Origin of the sequence: Gilliamella sp. B2887, from assembly GCF_026537015.1 — a bacterium.
Taxonomy (GTDB): domain Bacteria; phylum Pseudomonadota; class Gammaproteobacteria; order Enterobacterales; family Orbaceae; genus Gilliamella.
Genome location: NZ_JAFNMX010000013.1, coordinates 1 through 25,904, shown reverse-complemented (window position 1 = coordinate 25,904; position 25,904 = coordinate 1). Strand labels below are relative to the sequence as shown.

Here is a 25,904-nt window from a genome sequence, read left to right as displayed (position 1 = left end):
TAAAATACCGAAAACCAATGAAGGAAAAAATTATGCCATTACTAGATAGTTTTAAAGTGGATCACACGAAAATGAAAGCACCTTTTGTTCGAGTAGCCAAAACTATGGCAACGCCCAAAGGCGATAGCATAACAGTGTTTGATCTGCGTTTTACCATTCCCAATAAAGAATTGTTACCTGAAAAGGGAATTCATACTTTAGAGCATTTATTTGCCGGATTTATGCGTGATCATCTTAACAGTGAATACATTGAAATTATCGACATTTCACCAATGGGATGTCGTACTGGATTTTACATGAGTCTCATAGGTAAACCGGATGAATTGTTCGTTGTCGATGCATGGTTAAAATCTATGCAAGATGTTTTAAAGGTGACATCGCAAAATCAAATTCCTGAACTGAATGAGTACCAATGTGGCACCTACAAAATGCATTCATTAGATGAAGCCAAAGCCATTGCAGAAAAAATTATCCAATCAGGTATCGGTATATGCCATAATGAGGCAATCGCATTAACCGATGAACAGCTTGCCAAAATGAATGACTAGGAGAATTTTATGCCAAATGTAGTTATCGACTTTTTGGAAGGTCGCACAGTAGAACAAAAAAGAGAAATGGCAAAACGTGTAACCGCAGCTATCTCTGAAACGCTTAACTGTAAACCAGAAGCAGTACAAATCATTATGCATGAACTATCAAAAGATCAGATCGCTAATGGTGGTATATTGCGCTGTGATAACGATTAATCATAACGATGATTGAATAAATCTTTATTTTTTCGTTTGTTAAATATTAAAACCTCAAAACATCATGATTTTTGAGGTTTAGCTAAACTAAATTGATATTTTTTCAGTCTGATTTGGCTAATGATTGCAGTTGCCATGATGTAAATGCAATAAATGCCCCATTTTATTCACTTTTGTTTCTAAATAGTGTTCATTATTTGGGTTTTCTCCAACTTCTAATGGCACTCTTTGAACAATTTTAATACCTGACTGTTCAAGCACTTTTATTTTTTCAGGATTATTAGTTAATAAACGAATTTGCGAAACTCCAAGCAAAGTTAATATATCGGCACAAAGGGTAAAATCACGTTCATCAGCGGCGAAACCCAATTGCTCATTGGCTTCAACCGTATCAAAACCTTTATCTTGCAGTGCATATGCTCTGATTTTATTGAGTAAACCTATATTCCGACCTTCTTGACGATGATAAATTAAAATTCCGCGACCTTCTTTAGCTATTTGCTTTAAAGCTGATTCTAACTGAAAACCACAATCACAACGCAAACTGAATAAAGCATCCCCAGTTAAACACTCTGAATGAATTCTAGTAAGAACTGGAGTATTGCCGGAAATTTCACCAAACACTAAAGCCGCATGATCTTTCCCTGTTGCAATTTCTTCAAATCCAACGATAGTAAAACATCCCCATGGTGTTGGTAATTTTGCTTGTGCAACATGTTTTAATTGCATTATCATCTCCGTTTAAATAAAACATAAATAGACTTTTAAAAAAAGCCATCTTCCATGCTAAACTATTTAGCAATGAGTGTTAAATTGAGTCTATAAATGGGGTTTGTAATAAAAAAAACAATGGCTACTCTTGCCATTATGTTAATAATACCATTAGTTATTATAGCCATAAATTGGCATTGGCAACCAGAATCATTAAATGATACATCAAAATATTTTTTCTATATAACAGAAACTGCCAGTTTTCCTTGGGCGATGATGACATCGACTGTTTTTTTTATAATATTTTGTTGTTTATTAACAAATAAAACAATAAAAAAGATGATTGCATTATGGTTTTGTCTTGTTTGTGCAATATTAGGTGGGCAAATAGTCAAAACCATTATAAAATCTCAAACAGCAGAATCACGACCTTATGTACTTTGGATGACAAAAGAATTTCATCTTAGCGATAAGCAATTTTATTTGTTACCTAAATCAGAAAAACAACAATTTATTTCTGAAAAGTTGAATAATTCAAAAATCATTCCAAATTGGTTAAGCAAGCATTGGCAAAGTGAAACAGGTTATTCCCTACCTTCTGGACATACTTTATTTTCAGCAACATGGGCATTTCTTGCAATCACTTTATTAGGATTTAGACGGCATTATATTATTGTTACTGCAATTATTGTATGGGCATTACTAATTGAGATCAGTCGACTCGCACTAGGTATGCATAGCCCAATTGATTTATTATTAGGTATTTTACTCGCTTGGGCCATTTCATTAATATGCTATTTTTATTCACAAAAATGGCATATAGTAGAGAGATAATTTTTAACTGACATTTGATAAAGATGTTTCAAGTGATATAGACGTTTAAGTAAAATTAAAAAATATAAAGGTCATTATTATGAAATTTGTTCTATCCATTGTATTAATAACTATTATTTTCACTATCTCTATTGCATTAGGTTCATTTAATGGTGAAGTAGTGTCATTTAATTATTTGTTTGCTAAAACCGAACTCCGGTTATCGGTTCTTTTGGCCATATTTTTTGGATCAGGTTTTATTGTAGGTACAATATTAACAGGAATTTTTGTCATAATTTCTAAGCTACAACATTCATCCACTAAGCGAAAATTAAATAAGTTACAAAAAAAAATGGATGATAATCTAACTGATCATCAAAAATTAAATTTAACTAAAAATACTCAAGAATAAATATTATGTTTGAACTGTTATTTCTGTTGTTACCTATTGCAGCCGCCTATGGCTGGTATATGGGCGACAGAAATGCAAAGCAAAAATACATCAATCAATCTAATCGATTGTCACGCGAATATGTAGATGGTCTTAATTTTCTTTTGTCTAACCAGCAAGATAAGGCAGTTGATCTATTTTTAGATATGCTTAAAGAAGATGAAGGCACGCTTGAAGCTCATCTAACCTTAGGTAACCTATTTCGCTCACGAGGTGAAATAGATAGAGCCATTCGAATTCATCAAGCATTAATGGAAAGTTCTTCGTTGACATTTGAACAACGACTTTTAGCCATTCAGCAATTGGGTCGGGATTATATGGGAGCAGGACTTTACGATCGTGCAGAAGAGATGTTTTTACAACTTATCGATGAAGAAGACTTTCAACAACATGCTCTACAGCAACTCATCATTATTTATCAATCCACCAGTGAATGGATTAACGCAATTAATGCAGCAACAAAACTGGTCAAGCTAGGTAACGAAAAATACAAAACATACATAGCTCAATTTTATTGCGAGTTAGCATCCCTTGCAATTGCCAATGATGACCTTGATAAAGCGTTCAACTTATTACAAAAATCTTCAATAACAGATCCAAATTGTGCACGCACATCATTAATGTTAGGTCGAATATTATTAGTTCAAAATAAAACAGAAGAAGCGATTGAATCACTTAAACAGATTTTACAACAAGATAAAGCCTTCATTGGTGAAGCATTACCTCTTTTAAATGAGTGCTATCACAAGTTAAATAAACAAGACGAATTTCAAAAATTTTTACAATTGTGTGTTGATAAAGACACGGGTAATGTTGCTGAACTCATGTTAGCTGACATTATTGAAAAACAAAAAGGTCTTGATTCAGCCCAATATTATATGTATCGAGAGTTATTAAAACATCCTAATTTAAAAGGATTTTACCGTCTAATGGATTACCATGTAGCTGATGCAGAGCAAGGGAAAGCTAAAGAAAGCCTGTTATTGTTACGTAATATGGTTGGTGAGCAAATAAAAGCTGTACCGAATTATCGATGCCAAAAATGTGGTTTTACCGTGAATACTATCTATTGGTTATGCCCTGCTTGCCGTTCCTGGTCCACAATAAAACCCGTCCGTGATTTTGAACAACATTCCCAAAAATAAAAAGAGATTATTATGTTTTTAATTGATTCTCATTGTCATTTAGATAGTTTAGATTTGAAAAATAAAACCATTGAAGATGTCTTACAGCAAGCGATGAATAATGATGTTAAACATTGCTTAAGCGTGGCAACAACACTGTCTGGCTATGAAGCAATGAAACATCTACTTATGCCATTTAAAAATCAATGTTCCTTTTCATGTGGCATTCATCCTCTCAATCTAGAGGATGAAAAATATGACGCAAATCGCTTTCAACGCTTAGCTCAAGAAGATAATGTCGTCGCTTTAGGTGAGACAGGTCTTGATTACTATTATCAGCAAGACAATTTAGAACTACAACAAGAAAATTTTAAAGAACACATTCGGTTAGGTCGAAAACTCAATAAGCCTGTGATTGTTCATACACGTAATGCAAAACAAGACACGTTAAGAATACTAAAAGAGGAACATGCCCATTCTGGTGTATTACACTGTTTCACAGAAGATATCGAGACAGCAAAGCAGCTATTGGATATTGGTTTTTACATCTCATTTTCAGGTATCATTACCTTCAAAAATGCCGAAGCATTACGTGAAGTAGCAAAATATGTACCGCTCGACCGTATTTTAGTTGAAACAGATTCGCCTTATCTTGCTCCTGTCCCTTATCGAGGAAAAGAAAACCAACCAGCATATGTGCGAAAAGTCGCTTCTTATTTATCGGCATTAAAAGGTGTAAGTTTAGAAGTGATAGCCAAACAAACAACCGACAATTTTTGTCAATTATTCAACTTACAAGGGGTGTTAAATGAACAATAAATTGAATATTGATTGGGACGATTTTTTAACAAACTATTGGCAAAAAAAACCGGTGATATTACGTCAAGTATTCAGTCACTTTCTGGATCCCATCACCCCTGATGAACTTGCTGGATTGGCAATGGAAGAAGAGATCGAAAGCCGTATTGTGACCAACAAAAATGGTAAATGGGAGGCAAAATTTGGTCCTTTTGATGATTTTAGCCACTTAGGTGAGGAGCATTGGAGTTTATTAGTTCAAGCAGTTGATCACTGGCACGAACAAGCAGCAGCTTTAGTTCAACCATTTAAATGCATCCCACAATGGCAGTTTGAAGATCTCATGATTTCTTATGCTACGCAAGGCGCTGGCGTAGGTCCACATATCGATAATTACGATGTTTTTATTATTCAAGGTATGGGATGCCGACGTTGGCAAGTTGGCGATCGCAATTCTAATTATCGACAATTCAGTGCTCATAAAGCATTATTACATGTTGAAGATTATCATCCAATTATTGATGAACAGATCACTTCTGGCGATATTTTATATATTCCAATAGGTTTTCCGCATAATGGGATATCAATAGGTGAATCATTAAGTTATTCTGTTGGTTTTAGAACGCAAACTTCACAAGAAATGCTAAGTGGCTTTGCTGATTACATCATTGATAATTTACCAAAGGGTATTTTTTATCAAGATCCAAATTTAAAGTTACCTGAAGATCCCTACCGAGTACAACCGTATGAATTAACCAAATTACAAAATCAAATCATTGATTTAATCAAGACACCTGAGCTTTTTAATGATTGGTTTGGTAAACACATTACCTTACCGATGCAGGAACTCAATATTGTTACTGTTGAACCGCCTTATGAATATGAGGAATTCAAATCAATTTTACAAACAGGTGCACAATTATCTCGTGTGCCAAGTATCCGAATTCTCAAAATTGGCGATTTTGGCTACATTCATGGTGAAAAAATAAATTTACCTATGTCCGTTATTGATATGCTTTGTCAAAACGAAATACTCGGTTATGAACATTTACAAAGTGAAGAAACACAACAAGTATTACTTAATTTTGTCAATAAAGGTTATTGGTATTTCATTGATGAATCATAACATCATTTATCCGCCGATAATAAAATCGGTGGATAAAACAACCTTTTTAAGCTTTAGACTTGGCTTTTTATAAGTTTTGAGTATATACTTGCCCCGCTTTAGAGTACCCTCCGTTTAATGGCATATTAAACATCACAAAATGTTAAATTTTAGCAAAAATCTATTTTCAATTACTAGAGGTATACATGAAAACTGAATCAAACTCAGTCAAGCAAGTTGAAAGTGAACAAATAACACTCTATCAAAAGAAAACACTTTTCGCATCGACTGTCGGTTATGCATTAGATGGCATGGATATGATGATTTTAGGTGTCTGTTTTAGCCTTATTTCGGTTACCTTTAATTTATCCAAAACCGATCTAGGAACGTTAACATCTGTAACCCTGCTTGGTGCGGTGTTAGGTGGCATTTTATTTGGCGTATTAGCGGATAAATATGGTCGAGTACGCGTCTTTTCATGGACTATATTAATCTTCTCTTTATTTACCGGATTATGTGCCATATCACCTAATTATGAATGCTTCTTGATTTTCCGCTTTTTAAGTGGTTTAGGTCTTGGTGGTGAATTTGGGATTGGTATGACCTTAGTATCAGAAAGTTGGCCAAAGAACAAGCGCTCACGAGCAACATCAATTGTTGCGTTAGGTTTTCAAGCAGGTATTATCCTTTCCACGTTAACCGTCAACTTTGTGGGTGAAGCTTATGGTTGGCGCTGGGCTTTTGCTGTTGGAGTGTTACCAGCCCTGTTTGTTGCTTGGACTCGAAAAGGTTTAAAAGAGCCCGAAATTTGGCAAAATTTAAAAGATCAAAATAAAAATGAAATTGCAATTGGTAAATTATTTAAAACACCAAAAACCACTGCAACCACGATTGGTTTAACTATTGCATGTGCTGTACAAAATTTTGGGTTTTATGGTTTGATGGTTTGGATGCCAAATATGATTGCTTCTGAACTAAAATTACCTTTTAAAGATACAGTGTATTGGACAATTTCAACCACCATTGGTATGTCATTAGGTATTTTAATTTTTGGTTGGCTTTGCGATAAATTTGGACGTCGCCCTTCTTATATTACCTTCCTTTTAATATCAGCAATTTCTATATGGTTCTATTTCCAACAAACGGATATGCTGATATTAATTATCTTTGGTTCAGCAATTGGCTTTTTTGTTAATGGGATGATGGGAGGATACGGAGCCTTACTGGCCGAACATTACCCAACCGATGCCCGTTCAAGTGCTGAAAATATTATTTTTAATGTAGGACGAGGAATTGCGGGTATATCGCAAGTTCTCATTGCTTATTTTGCTACTGTGTATTCAATTAGCTACGCACTAGCCCTATTATCAGCTACCTATCTATTGTCTGCTGCTGCTTTCGTATTTTTAATACCAGAAACGAAAGGTAAGGCTTTAGAATAAGATAATCAATCTAAACAGGGCTACTGCCCTGTTAAAACCCACAATATTGATAATCGTTTAAAATAAATAAACACCCATTTTAGTTAACATTACATGAATCAGGCGTTAATTTGATGCTAAATATTTTTTCGTTGTTAATATAATAATTATGGACAGCACCATTTGGAAAAGCATCTCGAAACTCTTTAATTTGCTGATTATCCGTGCAATAAATATTTTTCAAATTTTCGGTCGTCAATTTTTCTGTTTCAGACATGTGCAATTGGTTTTTAGATACTTTAATACTATATCGATAATTAATCGAATTATCATCTTTAAATACATCAACCAAAGTAGTGACTAAATCAACTTGATAAGGAAGAGATTTCTTCGCCTCACTAATGATCATATCTTGTGTTTGAGTAAGCTTTTCTTCTTCATTTTCTTTTGTTTTTTCACTGTTATCACAACCAAACAATCCTAAGCTTATAAAAACGCACGCTGTTATTTTTATAACTGTCATATTCATTCCTCAATGATTCATATTCCAATGCTATCAAATATTTTATTCATTATATTTAGGTAGATACAACATAGTTTTTATTCATTTCACTAAAAATCCTACGCGAAAAGCAACATATTATTATAGTACGGGTTAACTTCAATCAATAAACCATAACCAGCTAAAAATTGTTTTAAATTAGAAGGATCACAAAAAAACATCCCAATTTTTTAAAAAATGTTTACCTTATTGTACAAAACAGTGGCTAAAACTCAATCAGTATTGACGATAGGCTAAAAATAAAAATTGCACGCACTTTGTACCTTATTTAAAGACAAATTTAAATGGAATTTTACCTATAACGCATTGAAAAAATTATTTGCTTATCATAATGATTCGATTTTGAACAAAACAATGTCATTATCGTTACTAATTGAAATAAAAGGGCTTTAAAAGGCCCTTTTATTAACCATGATTAATAGCTGAAAAATTACTTAGCATCACAATCACTAGGTTTTAAATCAAGGGTCAAAACTTTTTCCCCATTTAGGTAATAATTATGACTTGCACCATTTGGAAAGACTAATTTTATAGCATTCATCGTCGCATCCTTACTGCAATAAAGCGTACGCAAACTATTTAAAATATTTCTTTGATTGCCTTCTGTTTGTAACTCATCTTTCGTTATGCCTTTTAAATCATATTGATAACTAATAATATCGTTCATTTTTGTTACATCGACCAAAGTTGAATGTTGATCAACATCTAAAGGTAATTTTAAATTTATACCTTTTATTATGGCATCTTGAGCAAGGCTATAATTACCATCTTTTAGATTATTAAGTGCATCTTGAGTTGCAGATTTTGTTTGTTCATATAATTCTGATACTTTATCACTAACCTTTGAACTCGTTTGCGTAACTTGTTCTTTGATATTATCGGCTGTTGGTTTTGAATTATCACAATTTACTAAAAAAAATCCCATCATTGCCAAAGTTATTACTTTAAAAGTTCTCATTATTTTGCCCTTATTGGTTATAAGTTCCATAATAGTTACTATTAAAATTTTGCATAATAGTAGGTTAATTTAACATAAATGATTACTTATCTAACCAGTAAAAAGACTTTTTCAAGCCTTTTTACTGTAATCAATATTGATTAATTAATGTGCATACCACCTGTAACGCCATACGTTTCAGCTGTAGTATAACTAGACTCTTCAGAGGCTAAATGTACATATACTCCGGCAAGTTCAACCGGTTGTCCAGCACGTTGTAATGGTGTTTGTTTACCGAATTCAGGGATAACTTCACTCGGTTGGCCACCACAGATTTGTAATGGGGTCCAAACCGGTCCTGGTGCTACACAGTTGACACGAATGCCTTTGCTACTTAATTGGTTAGCTAAACCACGAGTAAAAGCAATAATGGCTGTTTTAGTTGCGGCATAGTCTAATAAATTGCCACTTGGTTGATAAGCTTGAACAGAGGAGGTGGTAATAATCGTTGAACCAGGTTTTAAATAACCTAAAGCAGCTTTAGTGACCCAGAAAAGTGAAAAAACATTAATTTCAAACGTTTTTTTAATTTGCTCTGTGGTAAGTTCCATAATATCTTCCACAGCGGTTTGCTTACCTGCAACGAGCGTTAAATTATCTAACCCCCCTAATTTTTGATGTGCTTGGTCAACTAATTTTTTACAAAACGCTTCATCACTTAAATCACCAGGAATTAATACCGCTTTACGACCAACGGCTTCAATAATTTTAGCAACATCTTCGGCATCTTTTTGTTCATAAGGAAGATAATTTATTGCCACATCGGCACCTTCTTTTGCATAAGCAATAGCGGCAGCCCGTCCAATACCTGAATCCCCCCCCGTCACTAACATTTTGCGACCTTCTAAACGACCATGACCTTGGTAAGTTTTTTCACCACAATCAGGAATCGGATCCATTTCACACTGTAGGGCTGGTGCTGCTTGTTTTTGTTTTGGGAATTTACCATGATGGTATTTAGTAAGAGGATTACAAATTTGTTTACTCATTATTTTCTCCTAAGTTAGCTATGCATTTGTACACAAATTCAATATAACTTAAATAAAATCAATTAGTAATTACAAAATCCTATTGTTAAGCCTATTTTATATCTTTAAAATAACCAATTAATTCAATAAATTATATTTAATGACTATAAAGTTTGAATATTTGTTTCTTAAAGCTTAATTGTGTTGCTTAATGTCATCCTCCTTCTATTTAACCAAATTAATAAAAAGAGGTAATGTATCATTAAAGGTGGCATTCCTTGATTGGCTTGGAGCGGTCACTGAAAGTAGTATTACCAAAGCCATGAGTGTTTCTTAATCTCGCACCTGACCCAGTTTAACAAATTAATTTTAACTAAGCTAGTTATAACAAATTTTGTATTCATAATTTGATTTAGGATAAACATGAATACGAGTAACTATTTTTACAACAATTAAAACGGCTTTAATCATGGGTTGCCGAGCTAGCTTCATTATTGATATTTGTATTTTCTTACTCAACCATAATTGCATACTTAATTGTCAATCCTATCCTTAAACAATGATAAAATGCGCATATCCATTAACTGGTCTGAGCAATCTATCAAATCTCTTTTTATACTGAAACGTATAGTTAACCTCAAACTTTTTCACAATTCATTTCTAACACGTTATAAAAACGAAAAAAAAAGTTGAATTTTTTTTTAAAACGAGTATTTTGTTTAGAATAAATTTTTTAAAATAACAAAAAAGTTAATCAATACCTATTATGAAATTTTCACTCAAAAACGTCCTTATCAACATTGTCAGCGTGGTCATTATTCCAACGCGGGGGCGTTTTTGAATCAAAAATATGTTTATACATAAAATCAAAAACCCCGCTCCAAATAGCGGGGTTTTTTTTATAACAATAATTGGGCAAAAAAGAACAAGTGAGGAATAAATGTTAGGAACACAGTGGATAGTAAAAACCTTAAAAGAAAAAGGCGTTACCACCGTTTTTGGATATCCTGGTGGACAAATTATGCCTCTTTATGATGCCTTGTATGATGGAGGTATTGAACATGTATTATGTCGCCATGAACAAGGTGCGGCGATGGCGGCAATTGGTTATGCTCGTTCAACAGGGAAAACAGGGGTATGCATTGCCACATCAGGTCCTGGTGCGACCAACATCATAACTGGGCTTGCTGATGCATTAATTGATTCTGTACCTATTGTTGCCATAACCGGTCAAGTGCCAACGAATCTAATTGGTACAGATGCTTTTCAAGAAGTTGATGTTTTAGGATTATCCTTAGCTTGCACCAAACATAGCTATTTAATAAATGATGCGAAACAATTGCCCAATACATTAGAAGAGGCATTTAATTTAGCCAACTCCGGCAGGCCTGGACCAATTTTAATTGACGTTCCGAAAGATGTACAGCTTGCCAATTTAGATTATCAACAATATTTAACGACTTCTTCACTAAACAACACTCCTGATAAATCAACATTATTTACTGTCTCTCCTGAAGCAATAAAACTCGCCAAACAAATGATCGCTCAAGCCCAAAAGCCAATGCTTTATATTGGTGGTGGTGTTGGACTTTCAGGCGCCATATCAGAATTAAAAGATTTTATGTCATTGACTCACATTCCGAGTGTTTCAACTTTAAAAGGATTGGGCGTTGCTGATGCCAATAACCCTTATTATTTAGGTTTAATTGGTATGCATGGTGCTAAAGCGGCCAATTTAGCCGTACAAGAGTGTGATTTACTGATTGCATTAGGTGTACGATTTGATGACAGAGTTACAGGTAAACTGAATGAATTTGCCCGTCACGCAAAAGTGATCCATGTCGATATTGATCAAGCCGAAATTAACAAATTACGCCAAACACATTTAGGTTTACAGGCTGATATTAAGCAGGTTTTACCGTTACTTACTCAAACTGTATCAATCGAGGCATGGCATAAAAGAGTAAATGATTTAAAAGTACAACATCCAACTCGTTATGATCACCCAGGTGAAGCCATTTACGCACCAGCATTATTAAAAATCATTTCTGATCGTAAGTCAGCCAACACCATTATCACTACCGATGTGGGTCAACATCAAATGTGGACCGCCCAACATATGTGTTTTAATCATCCACAAAACTTTATTACCTCAAGTGGACTAGGTACGATGGGATTTGGTTTACCGGCAGCGATTGGGGCACAAATGGCTCGCCCCAACGATTGTGTAATCTGTATTTCAGGTGACGGGTCATTTATGATGAACGTACAAGAATTAACCACTATAAAGCGTAAAAAATTACCGATAAAAATAGTCTTAATTGATAATCAACGCTTAGGCATGGTTCGTCAATGGCAAGAACTCTTTTTTAACGAAAGATACAGTGAAACCAACTTATCGGATAACCCTGACTTTTTAATTTTAGCCAAAGCATTTGATATTCCTAGTGAAACAATCACAAAAAAATCTCAAATCAATGCTGCACTGAATAATATGTTTAATGCGTCTGGTGCATATTTATTGCACGTACGCATCGATGAACTAGAAAACGTATGGCCACTAGTACCACCTGGCGCTGCCAACGAAAATATGCTCGATAAAAGTTGCAAGGAGTAAGGAATGAATCAACAAATACAACACCAATTAACGATAAAGGCTTACGATAACTTGGGTACATTAGAACGTATTTTACGTGTTGTACGTCATCGCGGTGGGCACATTGAATCCATGCAAATGCAAACTATTGAAAATAATTTACTGATTTTGACACTCAGATTAACTATTGAAAGAGAACTTTCAATGTTACAAAACCAAGTTGCAAAATTAGCAGATGTGCTTTCAATTGAATGAAATCCTTACCGATAATTTATCGTTAAAACAAAAAGTTAAATTAAAATATGTCGATATTTTAGTTATTAAACAAACAACAAAGTATTGTATAATGTTTGACGTTTCATTGATAAAAGCATAAAGCAAGATACATGCTAAACAAAAGTAAAATTTAAGAGGAAAACAAAAAATGGGTACTACAGCAAAATCGGATTATATTTGGTTTAATGGGGAAATGGTTCCATGGGCAAATGCTAAAGTGCATGTAATGTCACATGTACTGCATTATGGGACATCTGTGTTTGAAGGTGTACGTTGCTATAATACACATAAAGGACCAGCGATATTTCGCCATAAAGAACATGCACAAAGATTATTAAACTCAGCCAAAATTTATCGTTTTCCTGTCCCTTATTCTCTTGAAGAAATTATGGAAGCTACCCGCCAAATAATCAAAAAGAATAATTTAGAAAGTGCATATATTCGTCCATTAGTTTTTATTGGCGATGTTGGCATGGGTGTTATTCCACCAGCAGGTTATAAAAGTGATGTCATGATTGCAGCATTTCCATGGGGTGCCTATCTTGGTGAAGATGCCTTAGAACAAGGTATTGATGCTATGGTATCATCATGGCATCGTTTTGCACCAAACACCATTCCAGCCGCAGCAAAAGCCGGTGGTAACTACTTATCATCACTGCTCATCGGTTCAGAAGCGCGCGCTAATGGCTTTCAGGAAGGCATTGCGTTAGACGTAAATGGTCAACTTTCTGAAGGTTCTGGCGAAAACTTATTTATCGTTAAAGATGGTATATTATTTACACCGGTACTATCATCCTCAGCGCTCCCAGGGATCACCCGCGATGCGATCATAACCCTTGCACGCGATCTAGGAATCGAAGTACGTGAACAAACACTGTCTCGTGAATCACTCTATTTAGCTGACGAAGTCTTTATGACAGGGACCGCAGCTGAAATTACTCCTGTTCGCAGTGTTGATCGTATTAAAATTGGTATTGGCCGCTGTGGTCCAATCACCAAACAAATTCAACAAACATTCTTTGGCTTATTCAATGGTGAAACTGAAGATAAATATGGTTGGTTAGATCCAGTTAAATAATCAAACAACTAAAGTCCGCCGGTTAGTTCGGTGGATCTTTTTTTAAACGACATTTACTTTTTCGCGTTATACAAAACAAAAACTGGATAGTATCGTAACTTGCATAATAAAAAACTTGGGAGCAAGAAATGCCTAAATATCGTTCAGCAACCTCCGTCGAAGGTCGGAATATGGCTGGAGCCCGTGCATTATGGCGTGCAACGGGCGTTAAAAATGAAGACTTTGGTAAACCCATCATTGCGGTGGTCAACTCATTTACACAATTTGTACCAGGTCATGTCCACTTAAAAGACATAGGACAACTGGTCGCCAAACAAATTGAAGCATCGGGCGGCATTGCCAAAGAATTTAACACTATTGCAGTAGATGACGGTATTGCTATGGGTCATGGCGGTATGCTCTACTCATTACCATCACGTGAATTAATTGCTGACTCTGTTGAGTATATGATCAATGCTCACTGTGCTGATGCTATGATTTGTATTTCAAATTGTGACAAGATCACCCCTGGTATGTTAATGGCATCGCTTCGTCTGAACATTCCAACCGTATTTGTATCGGGGGGACCAATGGAAGCAGGTAAAACAAAATTATCTGATCAGATCATCAAACTTGATCTGGTTGATGCCATGATTCAAAGTGCTAACCCAAATGTCAGTGATGCTGATAGCGAAGCCATTGAACAATCCGCTTGTCCAACCTGCGGTTCTTGCTCTGGCATGTTCACAGCCAATTCCATGAACTGTTTGACTGAGGCGTTAGGGCTATCACTTCCAGGCAACGGATCACTTGTTGCAACTCACAAACAACGTGAACAACTTTTTCTAAAGGCTGCTAAACGAATTGTTGAAATCACTAAGCGTTATTATGAACACGATGATGCCTCTTATCTGCCCCGCTCAATTGCCACCAAAGCGGCTTATGAAAATGCTATGTCATTAGATATTGCCATGGGCGGTTCAACCAACACCGTATTGCATTTACTCGCCACCGCACAAGAAGGTGAAATCGACTTTACCATGTCGGATATTGACAGATTATCACGTAAAGTGCCGCATTTATGTAAAGTTGCACCAAGTACCGCCAAATATCATATGGAAGATGTCCATCGAGCCGGTGGTGTTGTATCAATTATGTCTGAACTGGATAAAGCTGGATTGCTTAACCGTAATGTTCGTAACGTACTTGGTCTTACACTTCAAGAAACGTTCGAAAAATATGACATAACTCAAACTACAGATGAAGCAGTAAAAAAAATGTATCGCAGTGGACCTGCTGGCATTCGTACTACCCAAGCATTTTCACAGGATTGCTATTGGGATACGCTTGATGATGACCGCGAAAACGGCTGTATCCGCGATAAAGAACACGCTTATAGCCAAGATGGTGGACTAGCCACACTGTATGGAAATGTCGCTCAAGATGGCGCTATTGTTAAAACCGCCAGTGTCGCAGCCGAAAACTTAGTGTTCCGCGGACCAGCCAAAGTATTTGAGAGTCAAGAAGATGCGGTCGATGCAATCTTAAGTGGTAAAGTGATTGCTGGCGATGTTGTAGTGATTATTTACGAAGGTCCAAAAGGTGGTCCTGGTATGCAAGAAATGCTTTACCCTACCAGTTACTTAAAATCAATGGGACTTGGCAAAGCTTGCGCACTGATTACAGATGGTCGTTTTTCCGGTGGATCATCCGGTTTATCTATTGGGCATATCTCACCAGAGGCCGCCAATGGTGGCGTAATTGGACTCGTACGTGATGGTGATATTATTGACATTGACATTCCTAACCGTAAATTAGTTTTAGATGTACCGGATGATGAGCTTGAACGTCGACGCGTTGCAGAACTCACACGTGGCGATAAAGCCTATACACCACATAATCGAAACCGTTATGTGTCATATGCACTAAAAGCCTACGCCAGTTTAGCAACAAGCGCAGACAAAGGTGCAGTTCGTGATAAAAACAAATTAGGTGGCTAACTGTGAAACAAAAACATGACAAACTTACTGGTGCTGATTATTTAAAGGCAACCCTTTGTAGCGCTGTGTATGATGTGGCAGATGTCACACCTCTTGAAAAGATGGAAAAACTTTCGTCGAGAATAGAAAACCACATTTTTGTAAAACGCGAAGATAGACAATTAGTCCACAGTTTCAAAATCCGTGGCGCGCAAGCAATGATTGCCAGTCTGAGCGAAGATCAACGCAAATGCGGCGTAATTGCTGCATCTGCGGGTAATCATGCACAAGGTGTGGCTTTTTCAGCAACCAAATTAGGTATCAATTCACTGATTGTCATGCCGTTAACCACAGCAGACATTAAAGTTGAAGCAGTCAAAGGATTTGGTGGTGAAGTGCTCTTATATGGTGCTAATTTTGACGAAGCCAAAGCCAAAGCAATGCTACTTGCCAAGGAACAAAATCGCATTTTTATACCACCTTTTGATCATCCACAGGTAATTGCTGGGCAAGGCAGTATCGCTATGGAATTACTTCAGCAAAATGCTAAACTTGATCGCATTTTTGTGCCAGTTGGTGGTGGTGGGTTAGCCGCAGGCATTGCGGTATTAATCAAACAAATTATGCCATCAATCAAAGTGATTGCGGTAGAACCTGCTGATGCAGCCTGTTTAAAAGCAGCGCTTGATGCAGGTCATCCGGTTGATTTAACTCGCGTTGGATTGTTTGCTGAGGGTGTAGCGGTTAAACGCATTGGCGATGAAACATTTAGACTTTGCCAGCAATACATCGATGATATTGTCATCGTTAATAGCGACGAAATTTGCGCTGCGGTCAAAGATCTGTTTGATGACGTACGCGCTATTGCCGAGCCTTCGGGCGCCGTAGCACTAGCTGGGCTAAAAAAATATGTTGAACAACATAACATTCGTGGTGAAAACCTAGCACATATTTTGTCAGGTGCAAATTTAAACTTCCATAATTTGCGTTACGTTTCCGAACGTTGTGAACTTGGTGAAAAACGTGAAGCCTTATTAGCCGTCACTATTCCTGAAAAAAAAGGGAGTTTTTTAACTTTTTGTCAGTTATTAGGTGGACGTTCAGTAACGGAATTTAACTACCGTTATCATGACGACAAATCGGCCTGTATTTTTGTTGGTGTTAGAATATCTAAAAGCAGTGAAAAGGACGACATACTACAAGAATTAACGGCTGCCGGATATTCGATTGTTGATTTATCGGAAGACGAAATGGCAAAACTGCATGTTCGCTATATGATTGGAGGTAAACCGTGTAAACCAATACAAGAACAAATGTATAGCTTCGAATTCCCTGAATTTCAAGGTGCATTACTTAAATTTTTACAAACATTAGGCACCAATTGGAATATCTCCATGTTCCACTACCGTAGCCATGGGACAGATTATGGTCGGGTGCTTGCGGCATTTGAAATCACAAAAACAGCAACACAAGAATTTGACAAACATCTTACCAAATTAGGTTATGGTTTCCACAATGAAACGCAAAACCCATCATTAAAACTATTTTTAACACATCAGCATTAATGTGAATCATGGCTATTCATTTGACATATTGATTAGCCATTTTTTAAAAAATGTTATTCATCTGACTCTATTTAATCAGCAAAATCGTGTTGATGAATAAAACGCAAAATCCAGTTTTTCAACTAAGTAAGTAACGAGTTCAAAACTCCAATAAGTACAAAATAACAAACTGATTTTCCTGACAAAAAAAAGAACAAAACGATCACTTTGGCACTATTGATAATCTCAAAAATTGAGCGCATAGTAAGACAATCAATTTTGATAAATTATAACAATCATTAGTAAGCATGGTGAATTAAAGAAAAAATTTATCCTAATTAATCACTGCGTACAACTAATCCATCAAAGGGTATCATTTTTTAATGATTCAGTATGAAAAAACTTCTTCATACGAAAAAATTTTGGATGGTAGGTATAAAAACAATGTTCAACACAACAATCTTAGGTTAACCAAGGACATTATGATTAAATTCGCAACAATAGGTAGCAACTGGATCACAGAAAAATTCATTGATGCAGCACTGCAAACGGGTCAATATCAACTCACTGCAATTTATTCACGAGATATAAATAAAGCGCGGCAGTTTGCGCAAAAATATCATGTTGAAACTTTTTATGATGATTTAACTCAATTAGCTAATGATCGCAATATTGACGTAGTTTATATTGCTAGTCCCAATTCACTACATTTTGCTCAAGCACAATTGATGTTAAAAAACAACAAAGATGTAATTTGCGAAAAACCATTAACCTCAAATTTGCGACAAACCCAAAAATTATTAGATATCGCAAGACAACATCATCAAATTATTTTCGAAGCGTTAAAAACCTATTACCTACCTAATTATCAATTAATCCAAAACTTTCTACCCAAATTAGGAAAGATACACAAAGTATTTTTGAATTATTGTCAATATTCATCACGTTATCCTAATTATTTAAACGGTGAAAATCCCAATACCTTTAATCCTCAATTTTCAAATGGATCGATCATGGATATTGGCGTTTATCCACTTAATTTTGCAATAGGGTTATGGAAAAAACCTAATAGGATAATCGCCAGTGGTTCACGGCTTGATACCGGGGTTGATGCCCATGGTACGGTTCAACTAAACTATGATGATTTTGATATTATTATTTGGCACTCTAAAGTCACTAACTCCTATATTCCAAGTGAGATACAAGGTGAGGATGGTGCATTAATCATCAACCATTTATCGTGCTGTGAAGAAGTTTTTTATCAACCAAGACAAGGGAAACGACAAGAAATAACGCTTAAGCAAAACAGCAACGAAATGTATTATGAAGCACTGGCATTTGCCAAACTTTATCAACAAAGGCAAATCAATCATAAAGCTTTACATTACTCATTAATGTCATCAGCAATACTAACCGAAATAAGAAAACAAATTAGCGTAACATTTCCATCTGATAAAACTTAAAATTTAAAAAATAGATTTCAAAATAACAAAATTGCCACTATCCTTTACGCTCTCCAAAATATGGATTATCCCTTTTTAAGTAATGCACAATGGCAAAACTAAAAGTCATTATGAAAACGATGAGCGAACATTTAAAAGAATCTTGAGAAATGGGTCAACCTGGCTTTTATGGTAATACATTTAACACTTATATACTTATACAAGAAGAAAAAAACAAATAAACAATAGAAGGGATAAAAATCCTTCACCAAAAATTTCAATTTTGGAATTTGATTAAATTTAAAATTAATACGAAAGATCAATCACATATTCATTAAAAAGCGGAATTGCAATCTTACATAAACGTTTAAAGCATGTTTGTAAAAAAAATTTAGGAGTGTATACCGTTTGTTTTTTTATTCTTATCACATTCAACTACAAAATGCAAAACTCGCCTACGTACATTTTTCTTATGTCCTTACCTTATGTCCTTGTGTTTTTATTATGATTCATTCGCATTGTGATTTTAACCATTGCCATAATCTACCCATTTGCCTGTCTTTTCGTCACGTACGCCCCATTCTAAACGGCTTTCTAATATGGCTTGTTGTACTTTTGGGGGGTAGTCCGCTAAGGTGGTTTCTTTCGGGATTGGTTTGCCTGGTTTGCCGGCTTGACGAATCACTTTTGACCAACGGGGTTGCCAGCATAAACATTCCGAAATAAAGTAACCCACAGTATAAAACGGCAATAAAATTAAAAATACCGGGATTAATAAAATATACATCCAAAAAGTAGGCGCATTTTTTGCTGCGTGAATCATCGGGCTTACATGACCACTAAAACCGTGGAAAGGCATCGGTAAATGGGTGCTTAAACGGGGTTTAGGTAGAGTATCCGGTCCATGCTCCATATAACGGCGGATAAATTCCCATTCGTCTTTATAGTCTTGTGGATTATAGGTGTTTTTGCCAATGCCCACTGAGTGCGCTATCGGAAAACCGGTTTTATACGGGTGAAAGGTCATTAAATTGACCATATTGGTGCCGCCCATATCCGAGCCGCTCTCGCCAAAGTTCGATGGCATAATATGTTCCCATTTAAACACTACTGTGCCACCGCAATATTTAGGGCGCTGAATATAGACTTGCCTTGTCACCCGATTAAAGCGTACCCGAATATGGCGTATGGTGAAGAGTTCAAAACGATAGATATAACGGAAATAGCGGAAACATAAATATGATGTTGGTAAAAAAATAATTGAATAAAAAATTATTGATATAACATGCCCAACAGCATTATTTGTTTCGTCAAAATATAATATTAGAAAGCTATCAACACAGTAAAACCCTGAACTAAAAGGAATAAAAAAAACAAGTAAAGATATCCAAGTTAGAATCCCTCGAAAATTTTCAAACATTCCGCCTCGAATTTCTAAATAGCGATCGTTATAAGCGTAGTAAGGTCCTATTGGTCTGGGATTATCACTGACCGATTCTTGGGTATAGTCTTTTTGCACCTCTTTGAGTGTCATATCGGCATGGTTATAGCCCATTTTTAATTTTTTGGGGTTTCGGATTTCATGGCGTTACCAAACCATAATAAAAATTCGCCTGCGTACATATTAAAAAGTCTCCTGTAGTGCTTGATGCCATTCGGTGAGTTCGTCGCCTAAATCTTTAAATTTTTTACGTTCAAGGTCCTTACTAAAACAGCAGCGATCAAACCATTTTTGCATGGCATTATCATCAAAAATAATCAGGTAGACACTGACCACAATAATAATCATAGACGCGTAAAAATTAATTGCCGCCAGCCACACTGCCGCAGCTCGACCAATGGCAAAGCGACCGATGACTATCCCGACTTCAGCTACATTTACCCAAAAAGTCCGTTCAATACTGGTTGTGATAATATTATCAAACCATGGCACTAATGCACCTAAAGCAGCTACAAATTGAGAAATACTAAGGGAAAAAGTTGCAAGTGATTTTACATAGTAAGCCATTGCAATATTATAATTATCTTGGCTAACGGCTTTATTACCATCTAAAAAATCCAAAACAGTAGATACTCCCCCAGTCATCAACGCAAAACTCGTCGACCATAAAAATAATCGCCCAAACGCATTATAGGTTACGGTAGCAGTTTTTGATGTTGGGTTACCTTCGATACAACTTTTGATCGCACTGGTCAGGATTTGCGTGCCCGCTGCTGCACTTGCCATTAGGGATGCGGTTAATTCGGCTAATTCCCGTTTGCCATTTATTATTTTTTTGAGTGTTTCGTAACTACTAAATGCAAATACGATCATGGCGATTTTGGTATTGACTAAATCGGCATGGTTGAAATTTTGATGGCAAGTCGGGTGATTTGTCGTGCGCCTCGTTTCGGGATGGCTGTAAAAGAATGCCCGTTGATATTATAGCCCGAGTCATACATTTCTAATGCCTTCTCACTAATTTTAGCAAAAATTAAGTTGCCTAGGCGGTTTTGAATTGTTTGATTAAATTTTTGAGTCGTGACTCTTAAAAAACTTCTGACAAGATCAGCAAAGGGAACCGATAACAATGCTATTGGAAAACCGCGATCCGCTATCTGATTGATAACCGACCCAGTCCGATTAACATGTTTAGTCAATTTGTTGAGTAAGTTAATCGCTTTATCGACATTTGGCTGATTGCTATTATTATCAGCAGACTCATTAATCGCTATGTTTTGTTGAATATCCAAGTATTCGTTAATATCGGCGATTAACGCTTTGTTGTTAAATAGGTAGGTTCGCATACATAAGTTGGTCAGAGTCACTTGCGGTTCAAGCCACCATTCGTCTAACACTTTTCTGACTTTTGATGATCCACTTGCACCACACAAGCAAACCCCCATTTGTAATTGAAACATGATTCCGTCTAGCGGAATGGTATCATCATATAAGTCTAGTGCCGAGATTAATTGATGCGATTTTAACCACTTTAAGTAATCATCAGCACGTTTTTCGGCAAGTTGTTCGGCACTTTGGCTTCGTTCATTGAATTCTTGTTCAAAACGTTTAAATTTGTCTTGCGATAGGCGATCCCAATAGAATTTTTGAAACTCTTTTTCAGACAGTTCTTCCGTTTTTTGCTTGATTAAGGCTTCTTCGGCATTTTGAAATATTTCCCGACTTTTATTATTCGATAGATCACCAATTGCAGGAAGGGGGATTTTGTCGTTACCCCAATTTGCAACCTTTTCCCACTGTTTATTGTGCTTGATTAGTTGCCTGATTCGATGGTTATGAAAAGATTGTTTAAAACCTAATAGCTGGCGGTAGACAATTAAACGGTGTTCGTTGGATATGCCTTCTGAATCCTTGTGTTCCATCCATGGTTTCATCTGGTGTTCAAGTGCTTGATGATACCGATTATTTAAACTTTGGGTAATACCAATGGCATCATTAACGACTATGGCAACCCCTTGCTGTTTTTTTAGAAAGTTTTCAAAGTGCATATGATTATTGTGTAAATCCTTACCATTTTCTCCGCCAAGAGTGATTAATTTTTTATAGTGAGGAATATAAGAAACATATCCATCATCTGGTGTATTAGGGTTAACAACTAATTATTTATTAAAAATAAATTTCTGCATCGCAGTGCTGTAATCTTCTAACCATTTTTTCAATCTCCTATGTTATTTATGCTTTATTTAACGCTTTGATTAATATTGTATTTTTATTAGAATATTATTTAATATAGAAGAATAAAGGTGATGAAAAATGCCTTTGATTAGTCTAATTTAAACTTTGTCATAATCGTTATTCAAAATTAATATTACCCATATTATCAATTAAATAATAACTTACCTTATGTTGTTCAGTCATAAGCTTGTCTGTTTCTATATCAATGCAATATTCTGATTCTATTATTTCAAATTTCTTATTTTTATAAATACGTGTTCTTTTATTGATTGAGCACTCTGCTTGTGCACCATCCACAACAATCATTTTGCTAATCAGTTGATTACTCTTATCAAAAATCTGTAATTCAAGAGTTGGAAGGTTATAATATGAATCTTGATCATTACGATCCCAATAAGCAAAAAGGAACACATTTAGCTTGTTATCAAGCAGAAGCTTTTTAAATAATATAGCTTCACCTGTGTAAGGTTTTCTATGATCAACCATGCTTAATAAAGGTGTATTGGGATCATAAAGCGCATTCAATGGATTTTTTTCATCATATATTTGATTATTATCCGCAAAAAAGTCTTTCAAAGAATGATAGGAAGATGTTTTTTTTTGAATATCCTTTAAATTCATAAAGGATATTATTAAGATTTTTATCTTCTGCAAAAGAAAAGAACGAGACTAATAAAATGCATATATAGAAAAATGGAAATCTGATCATTTTTAATCCTGTACATTTATAATTAAGTTAAAATCAAAACCGCATATATGTAAATGATGATGATATCTATATCCATTTGGCGGATCTTTTTTCATATGTTTTGTATATTTAAGTAAAGTATTTGATTGTTTCTTATATGTAAGATATTCCGAATACATTAACGACGTTCTAGCCCAACCAAATTTATATAATGCAGTATTAAATTTTTCTTGCTCATCAAAATCAAAAGTTGAATAAGATAGCAACATTGGCTCACCATTTCTCTTTTCTGATATATACCTTAGGTCGCCTGCAATCCCATTTATATGAGATTTGCTCTCTACAGATTTAGCGTCATGAGTGCTAAATCCGTTAAAGCCTAAATAATCAGCATTTAGTTCTAACATAGCGCCGAGCAACCCAGCAAAACAACTAGGATTTATATACCATCTATGATGATCACTATTAAATGTTGCAAATTTTGCTTTAACACTACCATCAGAAGAAATGTAACCATTTTCAAATTCCTTAACATTAATTAATTCCACGTTTTGTGCTTGTGGAATATTTCCTCTTGCCATAGCCTTAGTCACATGAACAGTAAAAATACCTAACTCATGTATTTTTTTATTCTTATCATGATAGACATATTTATATTTTCGCTCAAAACCAGGGAGTATGTTTCATGTATATGCTTTTCGATTTTTCCATCTTGATAGATATGATATGTCACAATGCCTGCTTTAAATTTAAAGTAATTCATAAGGGCAACTGATGCATAAACCAAACTTTACCATTTTGACTTAAAGTGGCAGGTGTTGATGAAGTTTCAGTTTGTTTAGTTGAGGGGGGTGATGTTTTACTGTTTTCAGTGGTCGCATCACTTTGTTGTGTCTGCTGCTTTTCTAATGCTTGTATTTTGCCATATAAAGCTAATTGTCCTTGTGTCAATTTCTTTTCGGGTGCATCTTCATAACCATCTGGAAAACGTTGATAATCTCTTTTTTGTTGTTCTAAGCCTTGTTTTATTGATTCTTTTTTGCTTGCGTCCATCTTACTAACATATGCATCACGTTTTGCTTCATCGCCGTCTTTTATATAACCCAAATAGTTTTCCGCATCATCGGTCATTTCACTGTTTAATGCTTCCCATTCCGGTCGCTTTCCTTCTGCATCCAGCTCTTCATACCATTCACTTTTATAATTTACTAGTAAAGCAATTAAGATTTAAGGGTTTTCATTTTTATCAATAAATACAAGCATCAATAGCTGAACAATGAAGCCATTTTTTTATGATTTTATTTTTCGATGTAGTATACTCAATATGATAAAATTCATTATTCTTCGTCAATAAATGAACTACATCACCTTTAATTAAATACATTTTTGTTTGTTTATTCATATTGGGATTATTGAATAAATAAGACTTCATGACTAAATTATAAGCATTTTCATAATTAATTTTAATATTACCCTTAACACAATGACCTTTTTCTTTACCATTTTTCCACCCATCAAATGTAGGCCTTACTTCACCAAATAACTCATCGTTATTGAAGAAACTATCCAAATTAATTTTAATGTGGCTATAACAATATTTTACTGTGAATTTTCCGTTTGATGACCATTCCTGTGTTTCATAGCTTACTTTATTAAGCATATATAAATTAGTATTTTTATCTAAACCTATATCATAATAAATTTTGAAATACCCTCTATCAGGAAAAGATGTAATTACTCTTATTAAATTATTTTCATCATAACGAGTTAATAATCTCTCAAAACGATTGCCACCATCTTCATCAAAACTAGGGATTTTTGTAATCAAATTGTTATTATGATAAAGTTCAATTACATTCCTTTTATTTTCTGTATCAATAATTGCCTTATTAATCACATTGTGATTAATATTAAATGTCAATTTCTCAGCATATGAATACCTAAAGAAAACAATCAAAAAGACAAATAATATTAGTTTAAATTTTATTGATACATTCATCATAATCAAAAATCTCTTTTAATTTGTTTGTGTATTTAATACGCTCATTTAAATGATTGTATCCCCCATTAACTAAATATGTTACCTGCTCCACATGATCTCGATCAGCGACTATATTAATATCTATTGTGGTATAATTAGCCATTTTGGTTTTTTTATAATATTGCCATTCTCCATTTAGTTTGGTACTACTTTTAAGATATTCTCCTTTATCTAGCAATTTTCCTCTTGTCCAAAAATAACCTCCCACATCTATTGCAATATGTAAATCACTATTTAATACTTCGTAATCTTTTTCAAAATCAAACTTACCCAAAAAGTTAAAATATTGTTTATATCCTATAGTACCATTTTTATTTCCAGCATGGGTTAGTTGAATTATTCCTCTACCTCTCCAAGGATCATATGAAAAACTTTCACCATATTCTTTTAAAGTTTGAAATTTATCAGACTCTACAAAAGATTGAGCTATAAAGTGTATTTTCCTTATACATGTATTAATATTATATTTTTTCATCATTTGATTTAATTCTTCAGTAAAACGTTGATAAGTTTTATCTTTATTATCTAATTTACAATTCTTTTTTGAAAACAACTCTAAAGTATTTAAACCAGCTGATTGCCTTAACTGTTTAACTATCATTTCAATATCGTTAACATCAAAATCCCGATTACAATAACATCGTTTAAACATCTGTATTGCAATCGGGTGCATAAACCAAACTTTACCATTTTGACTTAAAGTGGCAGGCGTTGATGATGTTTCGGTTTGTTGCTTTGAGCTGTCTTCTGTTTTATCTTTTTCTGTTTCAGTGTCACTTTGTTCTGTCTGTTGACTTTGCTTAGCTAATCCTTTAGCGACATCATCCCACCACAGCATTTTTGTCGCTTTTTCTTTGGTTTTTTCCCATAATTTATACTTATCTTCTAACCCATTTATTATGCCCAATA

Annotated in this window: 25 protein-coding genes and 1 pseudogene; 14 read left to right on the top strand and 12 right to left on the bottom strand. The window is 34.9% G+C overall.

Going from position 1 to position 25,904, the window contains the following annotated elements; genetic code table 11:
• The first annotated feature begins 32 nt into the window (after positions 1 to 32).
• Both luxS and J3U13_RS09985 read left to right on the top strand, forming a co-directional pair.
• Positions 33 to 548, top strand: a complete 516-nt coding sequence (gene luxS, locus J3U13_RS09990) for an S-ribosylhomocysteine lyase (RefSeq protein ID WP_267341845.1) — start codon at positions 33 to 35, stop codon at positions 546 to 548.
• Positions 549 to 557: 9 nt separating this feature from the next.
• Complete coding sequence (locus tag J3U13_RS09985; protein ID WP_267341844.1) at positions 558 to 746, top strand: 2-hydroxymuconate tautomerase; 189 nt, start codon at positions 558 to 560, stop codon at positions 744 to 746.
• 117 nt (positions 747 to 863) lie between these two features.
• Here the strand turns inward: J3U13_RS09985 and ribA are convergent, their stop codons facing one another.
• Positions 864 to 1,475, bottom strand: coding sequence for a GTP cyclohydrolase II (gene ribA, locus J3U13_RS09980; RefSeq protein ID WP_267341843.1), 612 nt, complete (start codon positions 1,473 to 1,475; stop codon positions 864 to 866).
• Positions 1,476 to 1,571: 96 nt separating this feature from the next.
• Here ribA and J3U13_RS09975 point away from each other — a divergent pair, with 96 nt between their 5' ends.
• The 6 genes from J3U13_RS09975 (at position 1,572) to J3U13_RS09950 (ending at position 7,190) form a co-directional block, all read left to right on the top strand.
• Positions 1,572 to 2,291, top strand: a complete 720-nt coding sequence (locus tag J3U13_RS09975; protein ID WP_267341842.1) for a phosphatase PAP2 family protein — start codon at positions 1,572 to 1,574, stop codon at positions 2,289 to 2,291.
• Between the two features lie 79 nt (positions 2,292 to 2,370).
• Entirely contained in the window at positions 2,371 to 2,682 is a 312-nt protein-coding gene (locus J3U13_RS09970; RefSeq protein WP_267341841.1) for a LapA family protein, read from the top strand.
• Positions 2,683 to 2,687: 5 nt separating this feature from the next.
• Positions 2,688 to 3,866 (top strand): lipopolysaccharide assembly protein LapB, encoded by a 1,179-nt coding sequence (gene lapB / locus J3U13_RS09965; protein WP_267341840.1) that lies wholly within the window; start codon positions 2,688 to 2,690, stop codon positions 3,864 to 3,866.
• Positions 3,867 to 3,878: 12 nt separating this feature from the next.
• Positions 3,879 to 4,664 (top strand): YchF/TatD family DNA exonuclease, encoded by a 786-nt coding sequence (locus tag J3U13_RS09960; protein ID WP_267341838.1) that lies wholly within the window; start codon positions 3,879 to 3,881, stop codon positions 4,662 to 4,664.
• A complete protein-coding gene (locus J3U13_RS09955; RefSeq protein ID WP_267341837.1) occupies positions 4,654 to 5,769 on the top strand; it encodes a cupin domain-containing protein in 1,116 nt (371 codons plus the stop codon). The genes J3U13_RS09960 and J3U13_RS09955 overlap by 11 nt, the downstream gene beginning before the upstream one ends.
• Before the next feature lie 185 nt (positions 5,770 to 5,954).
• Entirely contained in the window at positions 5,955 to 7,190 is a 1,236-nt protein-coding gene (locus tag J3U13_RS09950; protein ID WP_267341836.1) for an MFS transporter, read from the top strand.
• Positions 7,191 to 7,269: 79 nt separating this feature from the next.
• On the opposite strand, the gene J3U13_RS09945 is transcribed toward J3U13_RS09950, so the two are convergent.
• The 3 genes from J3U13_RS09945 to J3U13_RS09935 all read right to left on the bottom strand — a co-directional run bounded on the left by J3U13_RS09945 (position 7,270) and on the right by J3U13_RS09935 (position 9,717).
• Positions 7,270 to 7,692, bottom strand: a complete 423-nt coding sequence (locus J3U13_RS09945) for a hypothetical protein (RefSeq protein WP_267341835.1) — start codon at positions 7,690 to 7,692, stop codon at positions 7,270 to 7,272.
• A 469-nt stretch (positions 7,693 to 8,161) separates the two neighbouring features.
• Complete coding sequence (locus J3U13_RS09940) at positions 8,162 to 8,689, bottom strand: hypothetical protein (RefSeq protein WP_267341831.1); 528 nt, start codon at positions 8,687 to 8,689, stop codon at positions 8,162 to 8,164.
• A gap of 140 nt (positions 8,690 to 8,829) precedes the next feature.
• A complete protein-coding gene (locus J3U13_RS09935) occupies positions 8,830 to 9,717 on the bottom strand; it encodes an SDR family oxidoreductase (RefSeq protein WP_267341829.1) in 888 nt (295 codons plus the stop codon).
• Positions 9,718 to 10,636: 919 nt separating this feature from the next.
• On the opposite strand from J3U13_RS09935, the gene ilvG reads away from it, so the two are divergent.
• The 6 genes from ilvG (at position 10,637) to J3U13_RS09905 (ending at position 18,611) form a co-directional block, all read left to right on the top strand.
• Positions 10,637 to 12,313 carry an acetolactate synthase 2 catalytic subunit gene (ilvG, locus tag J3U13_RS09930; RefSeq protein ID WP_267341828.1) on the top strand — a complete coding sequence of 559 codons (1,677 nt, stop codon included), beginning with the start codon at positions 10,637 to 10,639 and terminating at the stop codon, positions 12,311 to 12,313.
• A 3-nt stretch (positions 12,314 to 12,316) separates the two neighbouring features.
• Positions 12,317 to 12,547, top strand: a complete 231-nt coding sequence (ilvM, locus tag J3U13_RS09925) for an acetolactate synthase 2 small subunit (RefSeq protein ID WP_267341827.1) — start codon at positions 12,317 to 12,319, stop codon at positions 12,545 to 12,547.
• Positions 12,548 to 12,716: 169 nt separating this feature from the next.
• Positions 12,717 to 13,646 carry a branched-chain amino acid transaminase gene (locus tag J3U13_RS09920; RefSeq protein WP_267341825.1) on the top strand — a complete coding sequence of 310 codons (930 nt, stop codon included), beginning with the start codon at positions 12,717 to 12,719 and terminating at the stop codon, positions 13,644 to 13,646.
• Positions 13,647 to 13,774: 128 nt separating this feature from the next.
• Complete coding sequence (ilvD, locus tag J3U13_RS09915) at positions 13,775 to 15,625, top strand: dihydroxy-acid dehydratase (protein WP_267341823.1); 1,851 nt, start codon at positions 13,775 to 13,777, stop codon at positions 15,623 to 15,625.
• A gap of 2 nt (positions 15,626 to 15,627) precedes the next feature.
• Positions 15,628 to 17,169, top strand: coding sequence for a threonine ammonia-lyase, biosynthetic (gene ilvA / locus J3U13_RS09910; protein ID WP_267341822.1), 1,542 nt, complete (start codon positions 15,628 to 15,630; stop codon positions 17,167 to 17,169).
• Positions 17,170 to 17,630: 461 nt separating this feature from the next.
• Complete coding sequence (locus J3U13_RS09905; RefSeq protein ID WP_267341821.1) at positions 17,631 to 18,611, top strand: Gfo/Idh/MocA family protein; 981 nt, start codon at positions 17,631 to 17,633, stop codon at positions 18,609 to 18,611.
• A gap of 505 nt (positions 18,612 to 19,116) precedes the next feature.
• On the opposite strand, the gene J3U13_RS09900 is transcribed toward J3U13_RS09905, so the two are convergent.
• The 8 genes and pseudogenes from J3U13_RS09900 to J3U13_RS09865 form a co-directional block, all read right to left on the bottom strand.
• Positions 19,117 to 20,145, bottom strand: coding sequence for a DUF6708 domain-containing protein (locus J3U13_RS09900; RefSeq protein ID WP_267341819.1), 1,029 nt, complete (start codon positions 20,143 to 20,145; stop codon positions 19,117 to 19,119).
• Between the two features lie 69 nt (positions 20,146 to 20,214).
• Positions 20,215 to 20,904, bottom strand: a complete 690-nt coding sequence (locus J3U13_RS09895) for a hypothetical protein (protein ID WP_267341818.1) — start codon at positions 20,902 to 20,904, stop codon at positions 20,215 to 20,217.
• 17 nt (positions 20,905 to 20,921) lie between these two features.
• The gene (locus J3U13_RS09890; RefSeq protein WP_267341817.1) at positions 20,922 to 22,079 is read right to left on the bottom strand and encodes a hypothetical protein; all 1,158 of its coding nucleotides are present in this window, start codon (positions 22,077 to 22,079) and stop codon (positions 20,922 to 20,924) included.
• A 304-nt stretch (positions 22,080 to 22,383) separates the two neighbouring features.
• The gene (locus tag J3U13_RS09885; protein ID WP_267341815.1) at positions 22,384 to 22,887 is read right to left on the bottom strand and encodes a hypothetical protein; all 504 of its coding nucleotides are present in this window, start codon (positions 22,885 to 22,887) and stop codon (positions 22,384 to 22,386) included.
• A gap of 90 nt (positions 22,888 to 22,977) precedes the next feature.
• Complete coding sequence (locus tag J3U13_RS09880) at positions 22,978 to 23,535, bottom strand: hypothetical protein (protein WP_267341813.1); 558 nt, start codon at positions 23,533 to 23,535, stop codon at positions 22,978 to 22,980.
• A gap of 178 nt (positions 23,536 to 23,713) precedes the next feature.
• Entirely contained in the window at positions 23,714 to 24,085 is a 372-nt protein-coding gene (locus tag J3U13_RS09875) for a hypothetical protein (protein WP_267341811.1), read from the bottom strand.
• Positions 24,086 to 24,200: 115 nt separating this feature from the next.
• Complete coding sequence (locus tag J3U13_RS09870; protein WP_267341809.1) at positions 24,201 to 24,956, bottom strand: hypothetical protein; 756 nt, start codon at positions 24,954 to 24,956, stop codon at positions 24,201 to 24,203.
• Positions 24,931 to 25,904 (bottom strand): annotated as a pseudogene (locus tag J3U13_RS09865) (hypothetical protein); the annotation flags it as partial. The pseudogene J3U13_RS09865 and the gene J3U13_RS09870, both read right to left, overlap by 26 nt.